The organism is Psychroflexus halocasei (assembly GCF_900107595.1).
Taxonomy (GTDB): domain Bacteria; phylum Bacteroidota; class Bacteroidia; order Flavobacteriales; family Flavobacteriaceae; genus Psychroflexus; species Psychroflexus halocasei.
Genome location: NZ_FNQF01000002.1, coordinates 25,471 through 42,112, shown reverse-complemented (window position 1 = coordinate 42,112; position 16,642 = coordinate 25,471). Strand labels below are relative to the sequence as shown.

Sequence of the window (16,642 nt, the reverse complement as noted above, 5' to 3'; positions counted from 1 at the left end):
AATCTCTATTTTGTTTTCTTAGCTTGTTTTGAAAATTTATCCTTGGGATCATCTTTTTTTTCGAATTTAATATCCACCTGTTTCTCTCCCCATTCACGTGCAGCTTTGGCATCTAATCCCATATAAATATCGATTTTTTTTGTCCAACGCTTATTCATTTTATCCTTCACCGTGTAAGTTCCTTCCAAACCTTCAATGTGAACTTCTTCATTATGACCAAGTCCTAAGTTGATAAGGTCACGAGAAACAGCAATCGTTTTCATGCCAGGTTTTAAAGTATCTCCCCATGCTGCAAGCCCAATGTTTCCTTTTTTTGTTTGGTTTTCAATTGAATTATAAGCAGTTGCTGTCACTGTCATCGTTGTGTCATTGACTTTTTTGATTTTCTTTTTTGAATCTTGTTGATTGTTATTACAACTCGTAAAAAATAAACTCATTGACAATAAAACCATTGATAATCTGTCGTTGTGTAATAAATGTTTCATAATTGCATGATATGAAATTTTTTAGAGAAAGATCAGCATGTCTCATTTTTCATTTAATTAAAGATTAAAGAAAGTTTCAAATTACTCATTAATAAAAGCTGTTTATCAAGTGTTAATTTATTATCAATAAATGTTTTAAAAATTAATAAAATTATTAAATATATCTAAATTTATAATAAAAAATTATGAATCCAAATAGTTTAAGAAAGAATGACAAAGATAAAGATGAATTTCTATTAGCAGATATGCATCAGGGTGACGGCGTGTATTTTGATAAAAGTGTGAGAGAGAAATACTTAAAAAAACTAAAATCTGATATAAATCAAAATTCTAAAGAAATAGATTTTAGCTAAGTTGATTGTTTAGGTTGATTAAATGTGAGTTATGAGCAAACTCACGAAAAAAGGAAATAATTTATTTTGTTTCCTTTTTTTTGATATTGACAAAAAATATCACCTCAATTGTCACCCGAAAAATGAAACCCCCGTAAACAGTGGCTTACGAGGGTTTTTTGTGGAGTCGGGGAGACTCGAACTCCCGTCCAAACAAGCAATTCAAAAACTTTCTACACGTTTAGTTTTCTCTTGAGTTTTCGAGATAACTCTGGCTGAAAACCACCTAAGTTATCCTTAACCTTTATAATTTCAGTTTCACTTAAAGGTGTCATGAAACCTAGATTTACTTTACCGGTGCCTCTTGATGGAACGCCATAAATCAGGGCTTTCCAGAGACATCTTAGCCCATTACCTTGTAATGGTGAAGCATTATCCTACTGTAATTCGGATTATGCAGCTAAGGCGTAATTATTATCGCCGTTTAAAAAGGTTGAAATATGATATTTACGAGCTATATCCCAGCGCTCGACGTGCTTACTATTCAATTGGTCTTGCTGTCAAAACCAAATCGACCCCTTTTATTATTCAAAGAACTTAACTAATTGCAAAAATAGAGCTTTTATTAGGAATGCAAGGTGTTTTACATTTTTTTTAAACTTTAATAATTGCGTATTTGATTTATAAATTCTGCTGTTTGATTAATCTTATTTTCTTTCAAAAAATTAATGTAGGCGCTTCCTATAATACATCCATCTGTATTGGCTGCAGCTTGCTCAAATGTTTTGTTATCTTTCACCCCAAAACCTGTGATAAGTTTACTTTTAAGTTGCATTTTTGAAATTCTATCAAAATACTTCAGTTCGTTATCACCGAAACCTTTTGTGCCTCCCGTTGTACTTGCTGAACTGACCATGTAAATAAAACTATGACTAATCTCATCAATTTGACGAATACGTTTTTCTGATGATTGTGGAGTGATTAGAAAAATAGGATGTATATTATGTTTTTCAAAAATCTTACGATAATCTTTTTCATAAATTTCTAATGGCAAATCAGGAATGATAACAGCTTCTATACCGATATTTTGGCATTGACTGCAAAATTTCTCTACTCCAAATTGTAAAATGACATTGAAGTATCCCATCAAAATTAACGGCACATCACATTGATTTTTGAGATCATGAAGTTGTTGAAATAATAATTGTGTTGTGAAACCATTTTCAAGTGCTTTTTTAGAGCTCTCTTGAATTGTTGGCCCATCAGCAAGCGGATCACTATAAGGTAATCCGACTTCGATGAAATCAACATGACTGGCTTCTAAAGCTTTTATGATAGAGCTTGTGTCATTTAATTCAGGAAAGCCTGCTGTAAAATAAATTGATAATTTTTTGTGATTTTGATTTAAAACTGTATTGAGCTTTTTCATTTTTATAAATTGAAATGGTTGATATAACTTTCTAAATCTTTATCGCCACGACCTGAAAGATTGATGACAACAACATCTGACTTTTTAAAGTTTAAGTGTTCTAAAACTGCAAAAGCATGTGCACTTTCAATCGCAGGGATAATGCCCTCAGTTTTACTGAGTAATAGTCCTGCCGACATAGCTTCATCGTCTGTCACACTCATAAATCTTGCACGTTTTGATGTCAATAAATGTGCATGCATCGGACCAATACCAGGATAATCTAAGCCAGCAGAAATAGAATAAGGTTCTGTAATTTGTCCATCTTTAGTTTGCATGAGTAAAGTTTTACTGCCATGAATGATACCCAAAGTTCCAAGCTTTGAAGTGGCTGCAGATTGTCCAGTATCAATTCCTTTTCCAGCGGCTTCTACAGCAATAATTTTGACTTCTGGTTGATTTAGAAATTCATAGTAAATTCCTGCTGCATTACTACCACCACCAACACATGCTATCACATAATCAGGATTTCTTTTCTGTGTTTTTTCATAAAGTTGCTCTTGAACTTCTTGAGATATAATCGCTTGTAATTTTGCAACTAAATCTGGATAAGGATGTGGACCAACGACTGAACCTATCAAATAATAAGTATCTTCAGGATTGTTTATCCAATCTCTGATGGCTTCATTTGTTGCATCTTTAAGCGTTTTGCTTCCTGACAAAGCTGGTTTTATTTTCGCGCCTAACATCCGCATTCTAGCTACATTTGGAGCTTGACGTTTCATGTCTATTTCTCCCATATAAATGATGCAATCTAAGTTCATTAATGCACAAACTGTTGCTGTTGCAACGCCATGTTGTCCTGCGCCAGTTTCTGCGATGATTCTTTTTTTACCTAGTTTTTTTGCTAATAAAATCTGACCAACAGTATTATTGATTTTGTGTGCTCCTGTATGGCAAAGATCTTCACGCTTGAGGTAAATGTTTGCTTTATATTTTTCACTCAATCTTTTGGCAAAATACAATGGAGTAGGACGACCAACATAGTCTTTTAAGAGTTGTAAATATTCTTCTCTAAATTCATCACTTTCAATGATTTCTAAATAATTTTCCTCTAGATTTTTGATGTTAGGATAAAGCATTTCTGGGATAAATGCACCACCAAACTCTCCATAGAATCCATTTTTATCAGGTGAATTATATTGTAAGTTTTTCATTTTGTTTAATACTTTTAGTGAATTCTTTAATCAGATTTATATTTTTTAATCCTGGCTTTACTTCAAACTGGCTATTGATATCGATTCCATGAAGTTTTGGATGCTTAATTTCCTTAATTGCTGAGACATCTTTGTTTGAAATACCTCCAGAGAGTAGGAAAGGAGGTGAATAGGAGTATTCATCTAAAATTTGCCAATCAAAATGTTGGCCATTTCCACCATAAAGTTTTCCTTTAGTATCAAAAAGGAATTTATCAATAATGTGTTGATAGGCGTCAGCCTTATGAATGTCAGATTCTTTTTTTATAGAAATGGCTTTCCAGATTTCTATAAATTTATGCAATGATAATTTCAAAATTTCACTTCTGATTTTTTTCACTTCTAAAGGTGATTCATCTCCATGCAATTGAACAACATCTAAGTTGTATTGAATTACTTTATCACATATATTTTGAATTGACGAATTGACAAAAATGCCAACACGTTTGAAGTTTTGTGAAGTTGTGATGAGTTGATTTTCTTCAACAAATCTTTTAGATTTTTCATAGAAGATAAAACCGACATAATCAAGATCACAATCTTCTATTTCGTTGATGTTCTGTTGGTTTTTTAAACCACAAACTTTGATTTTAAGTTCTTTCATTATTTTATGTTTTGAATAAAACTTGAGCAATTTTTGTCAAACGAATCTGGAGTTGATTTCATAAAATTTTCGCCGATGAGAAAGGCATCAAAGCCTTCAGATTGTAACATTTTAATCGTTTCAGGATTAGAAATTCCGCTTTCAGAAATTTTGATTTTATTATGTGGGATTTGATTCGCTAATTTGACGCTATTTTTAAGGTCAACTTCAAAGGTTTTAAGATTTCTATTGTTAATGCCAATGATTTCTGCATCAACTTCTAATGCTTTTTCTAATTCTTGCTGATTATGGATTTCAACCAAAACTTCTAAACCTAAATCTGTCGCTGTTTGGTACAGTGACTTTAATTTATTTGTAGATAAAATACTTGCAATGAGCAAAATAACATCAGCACCGTATGCTTTTGTTTCGTGAATTTGATAAGCATCAATGATGAATTCTTTTCTTAAAATGGGATTTTTAAATTTTGATCTTGCTAATACTAAATCTTCTAAAGAACCACCAAAGAAATGTTGATCTGTAAGAATTGACATTGCGCAGAAACTTAGTTTTTGATAAGATTCTGCCACATCAATGACATGAATTTTTTGATTGATAACTTCTCGGCTTGGCGACCTGCGCTTAAATTCAGCAATGACAGGAATGTTATTTGCGTTTTGAATACTTCTTTTTAGAGATTTACTTTCAGCTTTATAAAACTCAGTTTTCATGAAGCTTTCTAATGGAATCAGCTCTTTTTTGATTTTGATTTCCTTCTTTTTTTGCTGAATGATGTGGTCAAGAATATGCATGTGTTTCTTCTTTTAAATTCATTAAAACTTGATAGGCTTTAGCTCTCTTTAATTGGTTTTTGGCTAGATCAAAAGCTTCCTTATAACTGATGTCTTTTTTTAATTTTATGGCAGCCGCAGCATTTGCAGAAACAACATTTAATTGAGCTTCATCAGCTTTACCTTTTAAAACTTTTATGAAAATTTCTACAGCTTCATCAACTGTTTTTCCACCGTAAATAGATTGAGGCTTAATTTGAGAAGCTGAAAAATCTTGAGGGTTGATATACATATCTTCCGATGTTGAAATTAACCTAGATTTTCCTGTTAAGGAAATTTCATCATAACCATTTAAGTCATTAATTATACAGTAATTTTTATCAGTTTTTTGATATAGATAATGGTACAATCTTAAAAGCTCCAAATCAAAAACACCTACCAATTGATGTTTAGGTTGAGATGGGTTAACCATCGGTCCCAGCATGTTAAAAAATGTCTTTATTGCCAATGATTTCCTGATGCTGGCAACTGCTTTCATAGCTGGATGAAAAAGAGGCGCGTGTAAAATACAAATACCAGTTCGCTCCATTTGATTTTGTAATCGCTTTTCATCATTTGTAAATTTTACTCCAATTGATTCTAAAACATTCGAGCTACCACTTATTGAAGAGACGCCGTAGTTGCCGTGTTTGGCAACATTTATGCCAAGCGAAGCCACAACAAATGATGCTGCAGTTGAAATATTAAATGTGTTTTTACCATCGCCACCAGTTCCACACAAATCCATTGCATCGTAAGCTGATAAATCTATTTTGTGGCAAGTTTCGAGTAAGGCTTCTTTAAAGCCTTCTAACTCTTCAATTGTGATTTTTCTCATCATAAAAACAGTCAAAAAAGAAGCGATTTGAAGCGGATTAATTTCTTGTGATGAGATCTTTAATAAAGCCGATTTTGCTTCATCTTTATCAATAGTTTCATGCTGTATAAGTCGATTTAATAAATCTTTCATTTTTTTGTTTTAGTGTTCAACCCAGTTTTTAATAATCTTTTTTCCATAAGGTGTTAACACCGATTCAGGATGGAATTGTACTGCATTTATAGGAAGCTTTTTATGTCTAAGCGCCATGACTTCATTATTTTGATCTACGGCTGTTACTTCTAAAATGTCAGGAACCTTTTGATTGGAGCACCAAGAATGATATCGGCCAATTTCAAAGTTTTGAGGTATATCTTTAAAGATTATATCATCTTCAACTATTAATTTCGCAGGAGTTGAAATTCCATGATAAACTTGATCTAAGTTTTTGAGTGTTCCACCAAAAACTTCAACAATAGCTTGAAGCCCTAAACAAACACCTAAAATTGGTTTTTGACTCGCAAAGTCTTCGATGATTTTTTTAAGTAATCCGGCTTCATCAGGAATTCCTGGTCCTGGAGAAAGTAAGATTTTGTCAAAATCTTTTATGATTTCTAAATCAATTTCATCATTTCTATACACAGATACTTCAGCATCAAATTCTTCTAAATAATGAACCAAATTGTAAACAAATGAGTCGTAGTTATCAATGACTAAAATTTTCTTTTTCATAGCTATATTTTTTTGGCTAAAGCCATTGCTTTTTTTAATGCTTTTAATTTATTGTAAACTTCTTCAAGTTCAGAATTTGGATCAGAATCATTAACAATCCCTGCACCAGCTTGATAATATAAATGATGGTTTTTACTTAAAAAACTTCTAATAATAATGGCGTGGTTATAATTGCCTTCAAAATCTAAGATTCCGATTGCGCCACCATAATGATTTCTATTTAAAGTCTCATATTTTTCAATCAATTCAAGCGCTTTTGGTTTAGGCGCACCTGATAAAGTTCCTGCAGGAAAACAATCGGCTGCTAAATCTATGGCATCCTTATCATCCTTAATATCTGCTGTGACTTTGCTCACTAAATGAATCACATGTGAGAAAAACTGGACTTCTTTATCTGTTTCTAGCTTCACATTTCTTCCGTTTTTACTGAGGTCGTTTCTTGCTAAATCCACCAACATAACGTGCTCAGAGTTTTCTTTTGGGTCTTCGCTCAATTCTTTAGCTAACGCAACATCTTCTTCATCTTGTCCTGTTCTTTTAAATGTTCCGGCAATAGGGTGGATTTCGGCTTTCTTTCGGTTGACAACTAATTGAGCTTCTGGTGAACTTCCAAAAATTTTGAAATCCGTGTAATCAAAATAAAACAAATACGGACTTGGATTAATGCTTCTTAAAGTTCTGTAAACATTAAATTCGTCTCCTTTAAATTTCTGTTCAAACCTTCTTGATAATACCATTTGAAAAATATCACCTCTTTGACAGTGTTTTTTAGCTTCTGACACATTGAGTTTAAACTCATCATCTGTAAAATTTGAGGTAATATTTTCATCATAATCAAAATGAAAAATTGAATGTGTTTGAGAAGAAATAATATGATTTATTTCGGGGATTAAGTTAATGTCATCCGCTGAATGGTTAAAAATATAAGCTTCATTATTAAAGTGATTGATGACAATAATATTTTGATAAACAGCATAATATAAGTCTGGAATTTGAATGTTATCTTTTCTTTTTTTGATATCTACATTTTCAAAATACCGAATTGCATCATAAGCAGTGTAACCAAATAAGGCATTGGTTGTGAATTTAAAATCAAACTTTTCAATCTCAAAACTATCTCTAAATTTTTTTAATTCACGATTAAGATCTTCTTGATCTGTGAGCTTTATTTGCTGATCTTTTTGGTCTTGTTTTTCAATTGTGATGAGTTCATTTTCTAATTTAAAACTCGCAATCGGATTCATGCAGATGTAAGAAAATGAGTTGTTATTAGTGTGATAATCACTACTTTCTAGCAGTAAACTTCCAGGATATTGATCTCTAATTTTAAGATAAATACTAACCGGTGTAATGGTGTCTGAAAGTATTTTATGATAAGTTGATTTTAATTTCATGGTGATGTTTTTAAAAATTAGGCATAAAAAAAGGCTTGTCGTGAGACAAGCCTTTTTTGAATGTAAAATAATACAATAGGGATGTGGTTCACGACGTTTGACGTAAATGTAACCACCACCAAGTATTTATTGAATTATTAAACATACGTGCAAATATAAAATTGATTTTTAAAAATCAAAATTTATTTAGAATTTTAATTCGATATCTAATTCAAATTCATCGTAGATCGTTTTGTCACCTAAGTTGTCAAAAAAGCTACCTGAACCATATTTAACATCGTATTTTGTTCTATCGATAACCAACTCAGCTTCTGCTTCATTTTTACCCATTTCTAAATCAAAAGCGATAGGATTTGTTTTTCCTTTAATCGTTAAATCACCAGAAACACCGTAAACTGAATTAGATTTTTTTGCGACTGTTTTTAAAACCAATTTAGCCGTTGGATGTTCTTTAACACCAAAAAAGTCATCAGAACTTAAGTGACCTTCTAATTTTTGTTTATCTTCTCCTGTGAGGTCTACAACGTGAATTGACGTCATATCAACAGTAAATTCTCCACCGACTAATTCATCGTTTTCCATCATCAAGAAACCATCTTTCAATTGAATTGTTCCGTTGTGAGATCCTGTCAATTTTTCACCTTCCCATTCGATTTTACTATTCTTAACATCAATTTTTTTCTTTTGAATTGTGTTGTTTGTAAATGCAACGAATGCAAATAAAACTGTTAGTGCCGCTAAGGCTTTCATTGTTTTTTTCATGATAATTAATTTTAAGTTATTGTTTATGAAATATAATTAAAAAATTCTTCTTCTGTTTTTCTTACTTTTTTAGCATCTTTTGCATCATCAGATTCATCTCTATAGCCAAGTGTTGCGATAACAGCAGTACTCAAGTTTTTGTCTGATAACTTTAATATATCGTCAAATTTTTCAGCATTAAATCCTTCCATTGGGCAAGCGTCTATTTTTAATCTGCTCACATTACTCAATAAATTCCCTAAACCTAAATAAGCTTGATTTTTAGCCCAATTTTTTTTCCATTCTTCACTTTGCTGAATTACGGCGGTCGACATTAATTGGTGACGACTTTTAAGGTCTTCCTTTGGAATGCTTCGAGTTTCAGAAACTTTATCGATGAAATGGTTTAAATATTCTTCATTGATTTTGGTGTTATAAGCAAACACGATTAGGTGAGATGCGTCTTTGATTTGTGGTTGATTCATACCAGCTTTCTCACATAATTTCTTTCTAATTTTATCATTTTCTACAATAATAATTTCATAAGGTTGAAGTCCATAAGAGGAGGGAGCTAAACGCATCACTTCTTTTATCACTGACATCTCTTTGTCTGAGATTTTCTTGTCTGAATTAAATTTTTTTGTTGCATAACGCCACTTATATTCTTCTAAAATATTATTCATGTGTTCTTAATTTATTCAATAATTTATTTAGTTTTTCCAACTCTAAATTGGTAAGATTTTGTGATAATGACTTTTCAGTATCCTCTAAAACAGGGCTTACCTTGCCTAGGATATCTAAACCTGTTTGAGTAATATAAACTTCGATTTCTCTTCTGTTTTCTGGACAAATATGTCTTTCTACATAGCCTTTTTCAATCAACTTATCAATGAGTCTCGTTGTGTTACTCATTTTCGTCACCATTCTTTCCTGAATGCATTTGAGGTTTGCAGGTTTTCCTTTCTGACCTCTGAGAATACGTAAAACGTTGAATTGTTGCTGACTTAAATTAAATTCTTTTAAAACTTTGTTGTAAGAGTCATGTACAAGTTGTGAACTAATAATCAAATTAATCATTGTTTCTTTAGCAATCGGTAAAGCTTCATTGGATTGAATTATTTTTTTTACTTCCATGTATTAACAACATTTGTATATACAAATATCTAACAAAATAAATAATCATAAGCTTAAAAGGACGTTAATTAAAAGTGAATTTTTAGGAAGCTAGAATGAGATAAATAGCTGGACGTTTATGAATGTCAATTTTCTCTTGACACCATTGCTCAACTGTTTTGGTTTTCACCAGCTCATCTTCAGTTGTTAAATCAACGGCGATGCAGAGTTTTGTTAAGGGATGTAATGCTTTACACAAATCATCGATTAATTGATTGTTTCTGTAAGGTGTCTCTATAAAAATTTGGGTTTGGTTTTCTTGGCGACTTCTGTTCTCAAATTTCTTTAAACTTTTTTTGCGCTCATTCTTATCAATTGGTAAATAGCCATTAAAAGCAAAACTTTGACCGTTCAATCCGCTTGCCATCAATCCCAGAAGGATAGAGGAAGGACCAACAAGTGGGATAACGTCAATTTTACTTTTGTGAGCTAAATCTACAATCACGGCACCAGGATCGGCAACACCAGGACATCCAGCATCAGAGATAATGGCGACATCTTGACCTTCTAAGCAAGGATTTAGAAAGTCTGGTATTTCTAATTCAGAAGTAAATTTATTTAGTTTTTGAATATGTAATTTATCTTGTGATTTTTTGGGAGAAATCGTTTTGATAAATCGTCTTGCGACTTTTTCATTCTCGACAATATAATAATCAATTGATTCAATCACTTTACGTATTGAAAGCGGAAGCACTTCAAGAGGCGCTTGATCACCTAATAAATTAGGGATCAAAAACAATTTTCCTTTCGATTGATTATCGCTCATTTTTTAATTTTTCAATCTGTCAGCTATTTGATGACAAGCATCATCTAACATTTTATAAACATGGTTAAACCCGTTGATACTGTCGTAATAAGGATCCGGGACATCAACTGACGATTCTGGGTGAACTTCATCCATAATCATTTTAACTTTCTTTTTGTCTGCATCTGATTCAGCTAATTGACAAACATTGTCATAATTAGATTGATCCATGACATAAATATAGTCAAAATCTTCAAAATCAGATTTTAAGAAAGGTCTGCTGCGCTGATCTGTAATATCAAGTTTATTTTTTTGAGCTACATCAATTGATCTTTGATCAGGGAGTTCACCTTCATGTAAAGCTGAAGTTCCTGCAGAATCAACATAGAATTTTGAGGTGTCTAATTTAGATTTTAAAATACCTTCCGCTAATGGTGAGCGGCAAATATTACCTAAACATACCATTAATATTCGCGTCTTCATATTTATGTTTCTTTGAGTTTTCTATCAATATCGTCGTAAAACTTTTTAAATTCTTTATTTGTAAGCTTCAAGTTATCGACTGTTTTACATGCATGTAGGACAGTTGCGTGATCTCTTTTTCCTATTTGTTTCCCAATACTTGTTAAGGAATTATTTGTCAATCTTTTAGAAAAAGACATCGCTAACTGTCTTGCCTGTACAATATTTCTTTTTCTTGTTTTGGATTGAATCAATTCTAAATCAAGCTGAAAGTATTCGCTAACAACTTGTTGTATGCGATCAATAGAAATTTGTTGACTTGTTTTCTTGACGTAATTTTTGACAATTTGTTGTGCCAAATCAATAGAGACCTCTGTTCTGCTGAAAGATGAATGTGCAATCAATGAAATAATTGCGCCTTCAAGTTCTCGTATATTCGATTTGATATTTTCTGCGAGATAATGAATGACATCTTCAGGCATTTCAACTCCATCGCGATAAAGTTTATTTTCGATAATCGATAAACGCGTTTGATAATCTGGCGACATCAATTCAGCTGATAAGCCCCATTTAAAACGCGATAACAAACGATTTTCAATTTCTTGCATATCTACAGGCGCTTTGTCACTTGTCAAAATAACCTGTTTTCCATTTTGGTGTAGATGGTTAAAAATATGGAAGAAAACATCTTGTGTTCCTTTTTTACCAGATAACAATTGAATGTCATCAACAATAAGTACATCGATGATTTGATAAAAATGAATAAAATCATTTCTATTATTTTTACGAACAGACTCTATATGTTGTTGCGTAAATTTTTCAGCAGATATGTATAAGACAGTTTTATCAGGAAATTTCTCTTTAACCTCTAAACCAATGGCATGCGCTAAATGCGTTTTGCCTAAACCAACACCTCCAAAAATAAGCAGTGGATTGAATGATGTTCCGCCAGGTTTATTTGAAACTGCTAAACTTGCAGAACGTGCTAATCTATTGGCATCTCCTTCTATAAAACTTTCAAAACCATAATTTGAATTGAGTTGAGAATCTATCTTAAGATTGCGAACACCAGGAATCACAAAAGGATTCTTAAATTCAGGATTTTTTTGAGACGATTTAAATTCGACTGATTGTGCACTGACATTTGAGCGTTGTGTACTTGGAATACTCTCGGTATGCGACTTTTTCTTGCCTTGCGTATTTTCCATTTTAATGCTATACACAAGTTTTGCACCTTTACCAAGTTCTTTGGTTAATGCTGATTTTAATAACTCAACATAATGTTCTTCAAGCCACTCGTAAAAAAACTTTGACGGCACTTTTATGCTTAAAGAGTTTTCAGTTAAATTGACTGCCTCAATAGGTTCAAACCATGTCTTATATGCTTGATTAGAAATGTTATCCTCAATAAATGAGAGACAATTTTTCCAGACTGAATGAGCAGTATGTTGCATTGAATTAAACTTGAATTTAAAGGTTATTAAATCGACCTCAATAAACTAATTTTGAGATGACAAATATGTAAACAAAATACTTAATAAAAAAATGAATTTTACGTGTTTAAATTAGAAAAAATCCTTATACTATAAACGAATTATTTATCGTAAAATTATTTTAAAATTGACAAGCCCTTGAAATGTTAAAAGAAACACAAACTCCAATAGAAGTCCGCTATGCTGAAACGGATCAAATGCAAATTGTACATCATTCAAACTATGCTATTTATTTTGAACAAGCCAGAGTTGATTGGCTCCGAAAGCAAGGTATGCACTACGATAAGCTTGAAAAAGAAGGTGTTATGCTGCCGCTGGTAAGTTTAGAAGTTAAATATAAAAAACCAGCAACTTTTGGTGATCAACTTCTGGTAAAAACTTTTTTAAAAGAATTACCAAATGTTAAAATTTCATTTGATTATTATATTTATAATGCAAAAAATGAACTCTTGACTGAAGGTAAAACCGTACACGCTTTTGTTAGTTCTGAGTCAAGAAGGCCAATGCGTTGTCCGCAATCAATTTTAGACTTGCTTTCTGATTAACTTTTAGGTGGTTTTTGGCTGACTTTTAACCCATAAATTTGATTGAATTTTTCGTAATATTCATCATATTTATTTTTGCGAATTTCAATTTCAAAATTGCAATCTAATTCTAAGTTTTGTGAAACTATTTTAAGATTTAAGTCATTTGTTAATCGCATCACTTGGTCCATCATATCATAATTACAATTCACGAAAATAGATTTTGTAATCAGTTTTTTGATGATTTTACTTTCATCCAAAGCCATTTGAGCCGCAGTTTTATATGCGGAAATTAATCCGCCAACACCTAATTTTGTTCCACCAAAATAACGCACAACCACAACTAATATATTTGTCACGTCATAAGCTTGTAATTGTCCATATATTGGCATTCCTGCTGAGTTAGAAGGTTCGCCATCATCATTGGCACGATAATGTTCATAATTTTGACCAAGTTGCCAAGCATAGCAGAAATGACGCGCTTTGTGATGTTTTTTTCTTAATTTTTGAATAGCACTTTCGACATCTTCTTCTGTTTTGACAGGAAAAGCTGTTGCAAAAAATTTGCTTGATTTTATTTTGTAAAGAATTTCAGGACTTTCTTCATCAATCGTGTTAAAAGCATCTGCTTCCATAAATTTTTCTTTAATTATATAAACTAATCAGTACTAAACTTACAATCGCTGTGGCAATTCCAATCCAATTTTTAGGAATTAATTTTTCACCAAATATAAAAATGCCGATTAATGTTGAGAGCAAAACGATGCTAACACTGTTTAAAATAAATACTGCGGAATCGCTTAAAGACTCTATGCGCAATGCATTGATGAAAAAATAGATGGAAAAATAATTGGGTATTCCTAAACAAAATCCGCCTATAACAGCTTTAAGTTTAATCGGTGTCGTTCTGTTCTTTCTAGTCATTGTTAATGCGATCAAACCAGTTGTCATGGCACATAAAAAAAGGCTTGCTGAAAAAATAGCGATATCACTTTCTTTGATATAATCATTTTCAAAAAACTTGATGCCGCTTTCAATAATTCCGCTTCCAATAAAGACAATGGCTGGATAAATCAAATTCTTTTTATCAATTTTGATGCCTTTTTTTGTTTTTATAGAAACAAGATAAACAGACACTAAGGCTAACAAAATACCAAAGATTTTCATTGTATTTAATGACTCATCATAATAAAATATTACAAAAATGACAGGTATTGCTAAACTCATTTTGCTGGCAACCGAAACGACAGATAAACCGCTTTTTTGTGTTGTAATCACCATGAAGTTAAAAATTGTTATAAACATGATACCCAATCCAACTGCTCCGTAAAACCAATCATTGCTCGGAATTTCTAAAATATCTGAAAATTGTAAATCACTTTGCATGCTAATGCCTAAAACAAAAGCAATAAGATAGTTAAATATGAGTGCGTGAAGCCTGTAAATATTATGTTTTTCAAGTAATTTAAAAACCACATAAATTAAAGTAGAGGAGAGGATGCTGAGTAAAAGATATATCAAAATAAGTCTGATTTTTTGTTGAATAATTCAATGATGTCGTCTTTATTTGGATCTAAATGCCAGACTTTTAAGCCCAATTTTGAGGCAGAAATTGTATGTTCTTCTGTATCATCTACAAAAAATGTTTCTTCCGCTATCAAGTTATTTTCTTCTAAAACAAATTGAAAAATTTCAGTATCTGGTTTTCTGTAATTGATTTCATGTGATAAATAAAACTGATCAAAACAAGCTTTAAATTCAGGATATTCAGGAATGTTTTCTTCAACCCATTTAATGTGTAAATCGTTTGTATTGCTAAGTAAAATGAGTTTATATTCTTGTTTTTTCTTGAGATTCTGAATAAAATCTAAACGATGCTCTGGGAAATTGATTAAAATCGAATTCCAGGCATTAACAAAGCTTTCCTCTGTTAGATCTTCTTTTTCTTCTATATAAAAATCGATAAAGCTTTCAGTTGAAATTAAGCCTTTTTCATACTTTTTATTGATCTCCCACATTTCAGGAGTAAAATTTAAAAGATCGAATTTAGCTAAATTCAAAGCTGTTGCTTTTTTATCAAGATTTAAAAAGACGTCACCAAAATCAAAAACTAAGGTTTTAATCATTTCTATATGTTTTAAAAATGTCAGTTGAAATTTTTTCAGTTAAGATTGGTGTAAAGTCAAATTTCGGTGCTTTTATGCCATTATTTAATTTGTTTTGACCCGTAAACACGCGTGCTTCATCCCATAAGTTTTGATCAATAAAGCTTTGTAAAGTTTGTGAGCCACCTTCTATAATAACAGACTGAATTTTAAGTTGATACAATTTTTCCATCAATTGATTTAAAACGTTCTTACTAAAATCAATACCGATATAATTCAGATTTTTTTTGTCTTTAGCATTTAATTCAAGATGATGAAAAATATAGGTTTGAACAGAAGCATCAAATAAATGTAAGTCTTCAGTTAATTTCAAATTTTTGTCAATCACTATTCTTATTGGCGATTTTCCTGACCAACTCCTTGTGTTGAGTTGTGGATTATCCTTTAAGGCTGTATTTGTGCCAACTATAATGGCAACCTCTTCGCTACGCCATTTATGAACCATCTGTTTTGAATAAGGATTGCTGATCCAAAAAATTCCATCTTGCGTTTTGGGCGCGACAAAGCTATCAGGTGTTTCTGCCCACTTTAGAATAATATAAGGTCTTTTTTTCTGATGAAAAGTATTGAAACGTTTATTTAAATCAAGACATTCTTTTTCTAAAACGCCAACTCTGACTTTTCTGCCAGCTTCAAAAAGTTTTTTAATCCCATTTCCTGAAACTTCAGCAAAAGGATCAACAGCGCCGATAATGATTTCAGGTATTTTTTTATCGATAATTAAATTTGCACAAGGCGGTGTTTTGCCATAATGGCTACAAGGTTCAAGACTCACATATATTTGAGATTCTTTGAGTAGCTCATGGTTTTTAACAGATGCAATTGCACGAACTTCTGCATGCGCTTCACCAGCTTTTTCGTGCCAGCCTTCACCAATAATCTTATTTTTGTGCACAATAACGCAGCCAACAAGCGGATTTGGATAGGTAGAACCTAAGCCTTTTTTTGCAAGTTGTATGCAACGCGACATGTATTTTTCATGTATATTCACATCACAAAAATAGAATTATATTTGAATGAATTCCATAGAAATTAGACCAATTCAGAAAAAGGACAATCCTGATGTTGCTAAGATGATCCGTGAGGTTTTAATCGAGCAAAATGCACCACAAGAAGGTACAGCTTATGCCGACAAAAGCTTAGACGAAATGTTTGAAACTTACGATAAAAAGCGAAGCGAATATTTCGTTTTACTTGAAAATAATCAAATTAAAGGTTCAGTCGGTATTTCGACATTAGAAGGTGGTGAAGATGATGTTTGCGAATTACAGAAAATGTATTTTAAGCCAGAGGTGAGAGGTCGTGGTTTAGGCGCTCAAATGATGCAAACATGTTTGGATTTTGCTAAAGAAAATGATTTTAAGTTTTGCTACATCGAAACTTTACCATGGATGAAAGCAGCTCAAAAACTATATCAACGCTCAGGGTTTGAATACATCGATTATCGTTTGGGAAGTACTGGACATCATGCTTGCACTGTATGGATGCTCAAAAAATTATAG

Annotated in this window: 21 protein-coding genes and 1 other RNA gene; 3 read left to right on the top strand and 19 right to left on the bottom strand. The window is 32.0% G+C overall.

Annotated elements, in window-relative coordinates:
* Nucleotides 1–5 precede the first annotated feature (5 nt).
* Nucleotides 6–485 (bottom strand): 3D domain-containing protein, encoded by a 480-nt coding sequence (locus BLV84_RS02240; protein ID WP_234953071.1) that lies wholly within the window; start codon nucleotides 483–485, stop codon nucleotides 6–8.
* A gap of 185 nt (nucleotides 486–670) precedes the next feature.
* Here BLV84_RS02240 and BLV84_RS12485 point away from each other — a divergent pair, with 185 nt between their 5' ends.
* Entirely contained in the window at nucleotides 671–838 is a 168-nt protein-coding gene (locus tag BLV84_RS12485; protein WP_159429379.1) for a hypothetical protein, read from the top strand.
* Between the two features lie 158 nt (nucleotides 839–996).
* On the opposite strand, the gene ssrA is transcribed toward BLV84_RS12485, so the two are convergent.
* The 14 genes from ssrA to dnaA form a co-directional block, all read right to left on the bottom strand.
* Nucleotides 997–1,396: a transfer-messenger RNA gene (ssrA, locus tag BLV84_RS02235) on the bottom strand.
* Between the two features lie 82 nt (nucleotides 1,397–1,478).
* Complete coding sequence (gene trpA, locus BLV84_RS02230) at nucleotides 1,479–2,246, bottom strand: tryptophan synthase subunit alpha (RefSeq protein ID WP_093238910.1); 768 nt, start codon at nucleotides 2,244–2,246, stop codon at nucleotides 1,479–1,481.
* Between the two features lie 2 nt (nucleotides 2,247–2,248).
* Nucleotides 2,249–3,442 (bottom strand): tryptophan synthase subunit beta, encoded by a 1,194-nt coding sequence (trpB, locus tag BLV84_RS02225; protein ID WP_093238908.1) that lies wholly within the window; start codon nucleotides 3,440–3,442, stop codon nucleotides 2,249–2,251.
* The gene (locus tag BLV84_RS02220) at nucleotides 3,423–4,085 is read right to left on the bottom strand and encodes a phosphoribosylanthranilate isomerase (protein WP_143521311.1); all 663 of its coding nucleotides are present in this window, start codon (nucleotides 4,083–4,085) and stop codon (nucleotides 3,423–3,425) included. The genes trpB and BLV84_RS02220 overlap by 20 nt, the downstream gene beginning before the upstream one ends.
* Nucleotides 4,085–4,876 (bottom strand): indole-3-glycerol phosphate synthase TrpC, encoded by a 792-nt coding sequence (gene trpC / locus BLV84_RS02215; RefSeq protein ID WP_093238903.1) that lies wholly within the window; start codon nucleotides 4,874–4,876, stop codon nucleotides 4,085–4,087. Before trpC ends, BLV84_RS02220 begins: the two co-directional genes overlap by 1 nt.
* On the bottom strand, nucleotides 4,863–5,864 hold the full coding sequence (gene trpD / locus BLV84_RS02210) for an anthranilate phosphoribosyltransferase (RefSeq protein WP_093238901.1): 1,002 nt from the start codon (nucleotides 5,862–5,864) through the stop codon (nucleotides 4,863–4,865). Before trpD ends, trpC begins: the two co-directional genes overlap by 14 nt.
* A 9-nt stretch (nucleotides 5,865–5,873) precedes the next feature.
* Nucleotides 5,874–6,443, bottom strand: coding sequence for an anthranilate synthase component II (locus BLV84_RS02205; protein ID WP_093238899.1), 570 nt, complete (start codon nucleotides 6,441–6,443; stop codon nucleotides 5,874–5,876).
* 2 nt (nucleotides 6,444–6,445) lie between these two features.
* Nucleotides 6,446–7,837: an anthranilate synthase component I family protein gene (locus BLV84_RS02200; RefSeq protein ID WP_093238896.1), complete on the bottom strand. Its 1,392-nt coding sequence runs from the start codon at nucleotides 7,835–7,837 to the stop codon at nucleotides 6,446–6,448.
* Nucleotides 7,838–8,023: 186 nt separating this feature from the next.
* Nucleotides 8,024–8,599 (bottom strand): YceI family protein, encoded by a 576-nt coding sequence (locus BLV84_RS02195; RefSeq protein ID WP_234953069.1) that lies wholly within the window; start codon nucleotides 8,597–8,599, stop codon nucleotides 8,024–8,026.
* A gap of 23 nt (nucleotides 8,600–8,622) precedes the next feature.
* Nucleotides 8,623–9,261 (bottom strand): NAD(P)H-dependent oxidoreductase, encoded by a 639-nt coding sequence (locus BLV84_RS02190; RefSeq protein WP_093238894.1) that lies wholly within the window; start codon nucleotides 9,259–9,261, stop codon nucleotides 8,623–8,625.
* The gene (locus BLV84_RS02185) at nucleotides 9,254–9,712 is read right to left on the bottom strand and encodes a MarR family winged helix-turn-helix transcriptional regulator (protein ID WP_093238892.1); all 459 of its coding nucleotides are present in this window, start codon (nucleotides 9,710–9,712) and stop codon (nucleotides 9,254–9,256) included. Before BLV84_RS02185 ends, BLV84_RS02190 begins: the two co-directional genes overlap by 8 nt.
* 82 nt (nucleotides 9,713–9,794) lie before the next feature.
* Nucleotides 9,795–10,517 (bottom strand): SAM-dependent methyltransferase, encoded by a 723-nt coding sequence (locus BLV84_RS02180; RefSeq protein WP_093238890.1) that lies wholly within the window; start codon nucleotides 10,515–10,517, stop codon nucleotides 9,795–9,797.
* A 3-nt stretch (nucleotides 10,518–10,520) separates the two neighbouring features.
* Nucleotides 10,521–10,979 carry a low molecular weight protein-tyrosine-phosphatase gene (locus BLV84_RS02175; protein WP_093238888.1) on the bottom strand — a complete coding sequence of 153 codons (459 nt, stop codon included), beginning with the start codon at nucleotides 10,977–10,979 and terminating at the stop codon, nucleotides 10,521–10,523.
* Nucleotides 10,980–10,981: 2 nt separating this feature from the next.
* Nucleotides 10,982–12,412: a chromosomal replication initiator protein DnaA gene (gene dnaA, locus BLV84_RS02170; RefSeq protein ID WP_093238885.1), complete on the bottom strand. Its 1,431-nt coding sequence runs from the start codon at nucleotides 12,410–12,412 to the stop codon at nucleotides 10,982–10,984.
* A gap of 182 nt (nucleotides 12,413–12,594) precedes the next feature.
* Between dnaA and BLV84_RS02165 the strand changes: the two genes are divergently transcribed.
* Entirely contained in the window at nucleotides 12,595–12,996 is a 402-nt protein-coding gene (locus BLV84_RS02165) for an acyl-CoA thioesterase (protein WP_093238883.1), read from the top strand.
* On the opposite strand, the gene BLV84_RS02160 is transcribed toward BLV84_RS02165, so the two are convergent.
* Genes BLV84_RS02160 through ribD form a run of 4 tightly spaced genes read right to left on the bottom strand, consistent with a single transcriptional unit; the run spans nucleotide 12,993 to nucleotide 16,131 of the window.
* Nucleotides 12,993–13,610 carry an IMPACT family protein gene (locus tag BLV84_RS02160; RefSeq protein WP_093238881.1) on the bottom strand — a complete coding sequence of 206 codons (618 nt, stop codon included), beginning with the start codon at nucleotides 13,608–13,610 and terminating at the stop codon, nucleotides 12,993–12,995. The two genes, BLV84_RS02165 and BLV84_RS02160, sit on opposite strands and share 4 nt — an antisense overlap.
* 10 nt (nucleotides 13,611–13,620) lie before the next feature.
* Nucleotides 13,621–14,496, bottom strand: a complete 876-nt coding sequence (locus BLV84_RS02155; RefSeq protein ID WP_093238879.1) for an EamA family transporter — start codon at nucleotides 14,494–14,496, stop codon at nucleotides 13,621–13,623.
* Nucleotides 14,493–15,101, bottom strand: coding sequence for an HAD family hydrolase (locus tag BLV84_RS02150; protein ID WP_093238877.1), 609 nt, complete (start codon nucleotides 15,099–15,101; stop codon nucleotides 14,493–14,495). The genes BLV84_RS02155 and BLV84_RS02150 overlap by 4 nt, the downstream gene beginning before the upstream one ends.
* Nucleotides 15,094–16,131 (bottom strand): bifunctional diaminohydroxyphosphoribosylaminopyrimidine deaminase/5-amino-6-(5-phosphoribosylamino)uracil reductase RibD, encoded by a 1,038-nt coding sequence (gene ribD / locus BLV84_RS02145; protein WP_093238875.1) that lies wholly within the window; start codon nucleotides 16,129–16,131, stop codon nucleotides 15,094–15,096. Before ribD ends, BLV84_RS02150 begins: the two co-directional genes overlap by 8 nt.
* 25 nt (nucleotides 16,132–16,156) lie before the next feature.
* Here ribD and BLV84_RS02140 point away from each other — a divergent pair, with 25 nt between their 5' ends.
* Nucleotides 16,157–16,642 carry a GNAT family N-acetyltransferase gene (locus BLV84_RS02140; protein ID WP_093238873.1) on the top strand — a complete coding sequence of 162 codons (486 nt, stop codon included), beginning with the start codon at nucleotides 16,157–16,159 and terminating at the stop codon, nucleotides 16,640–16,642.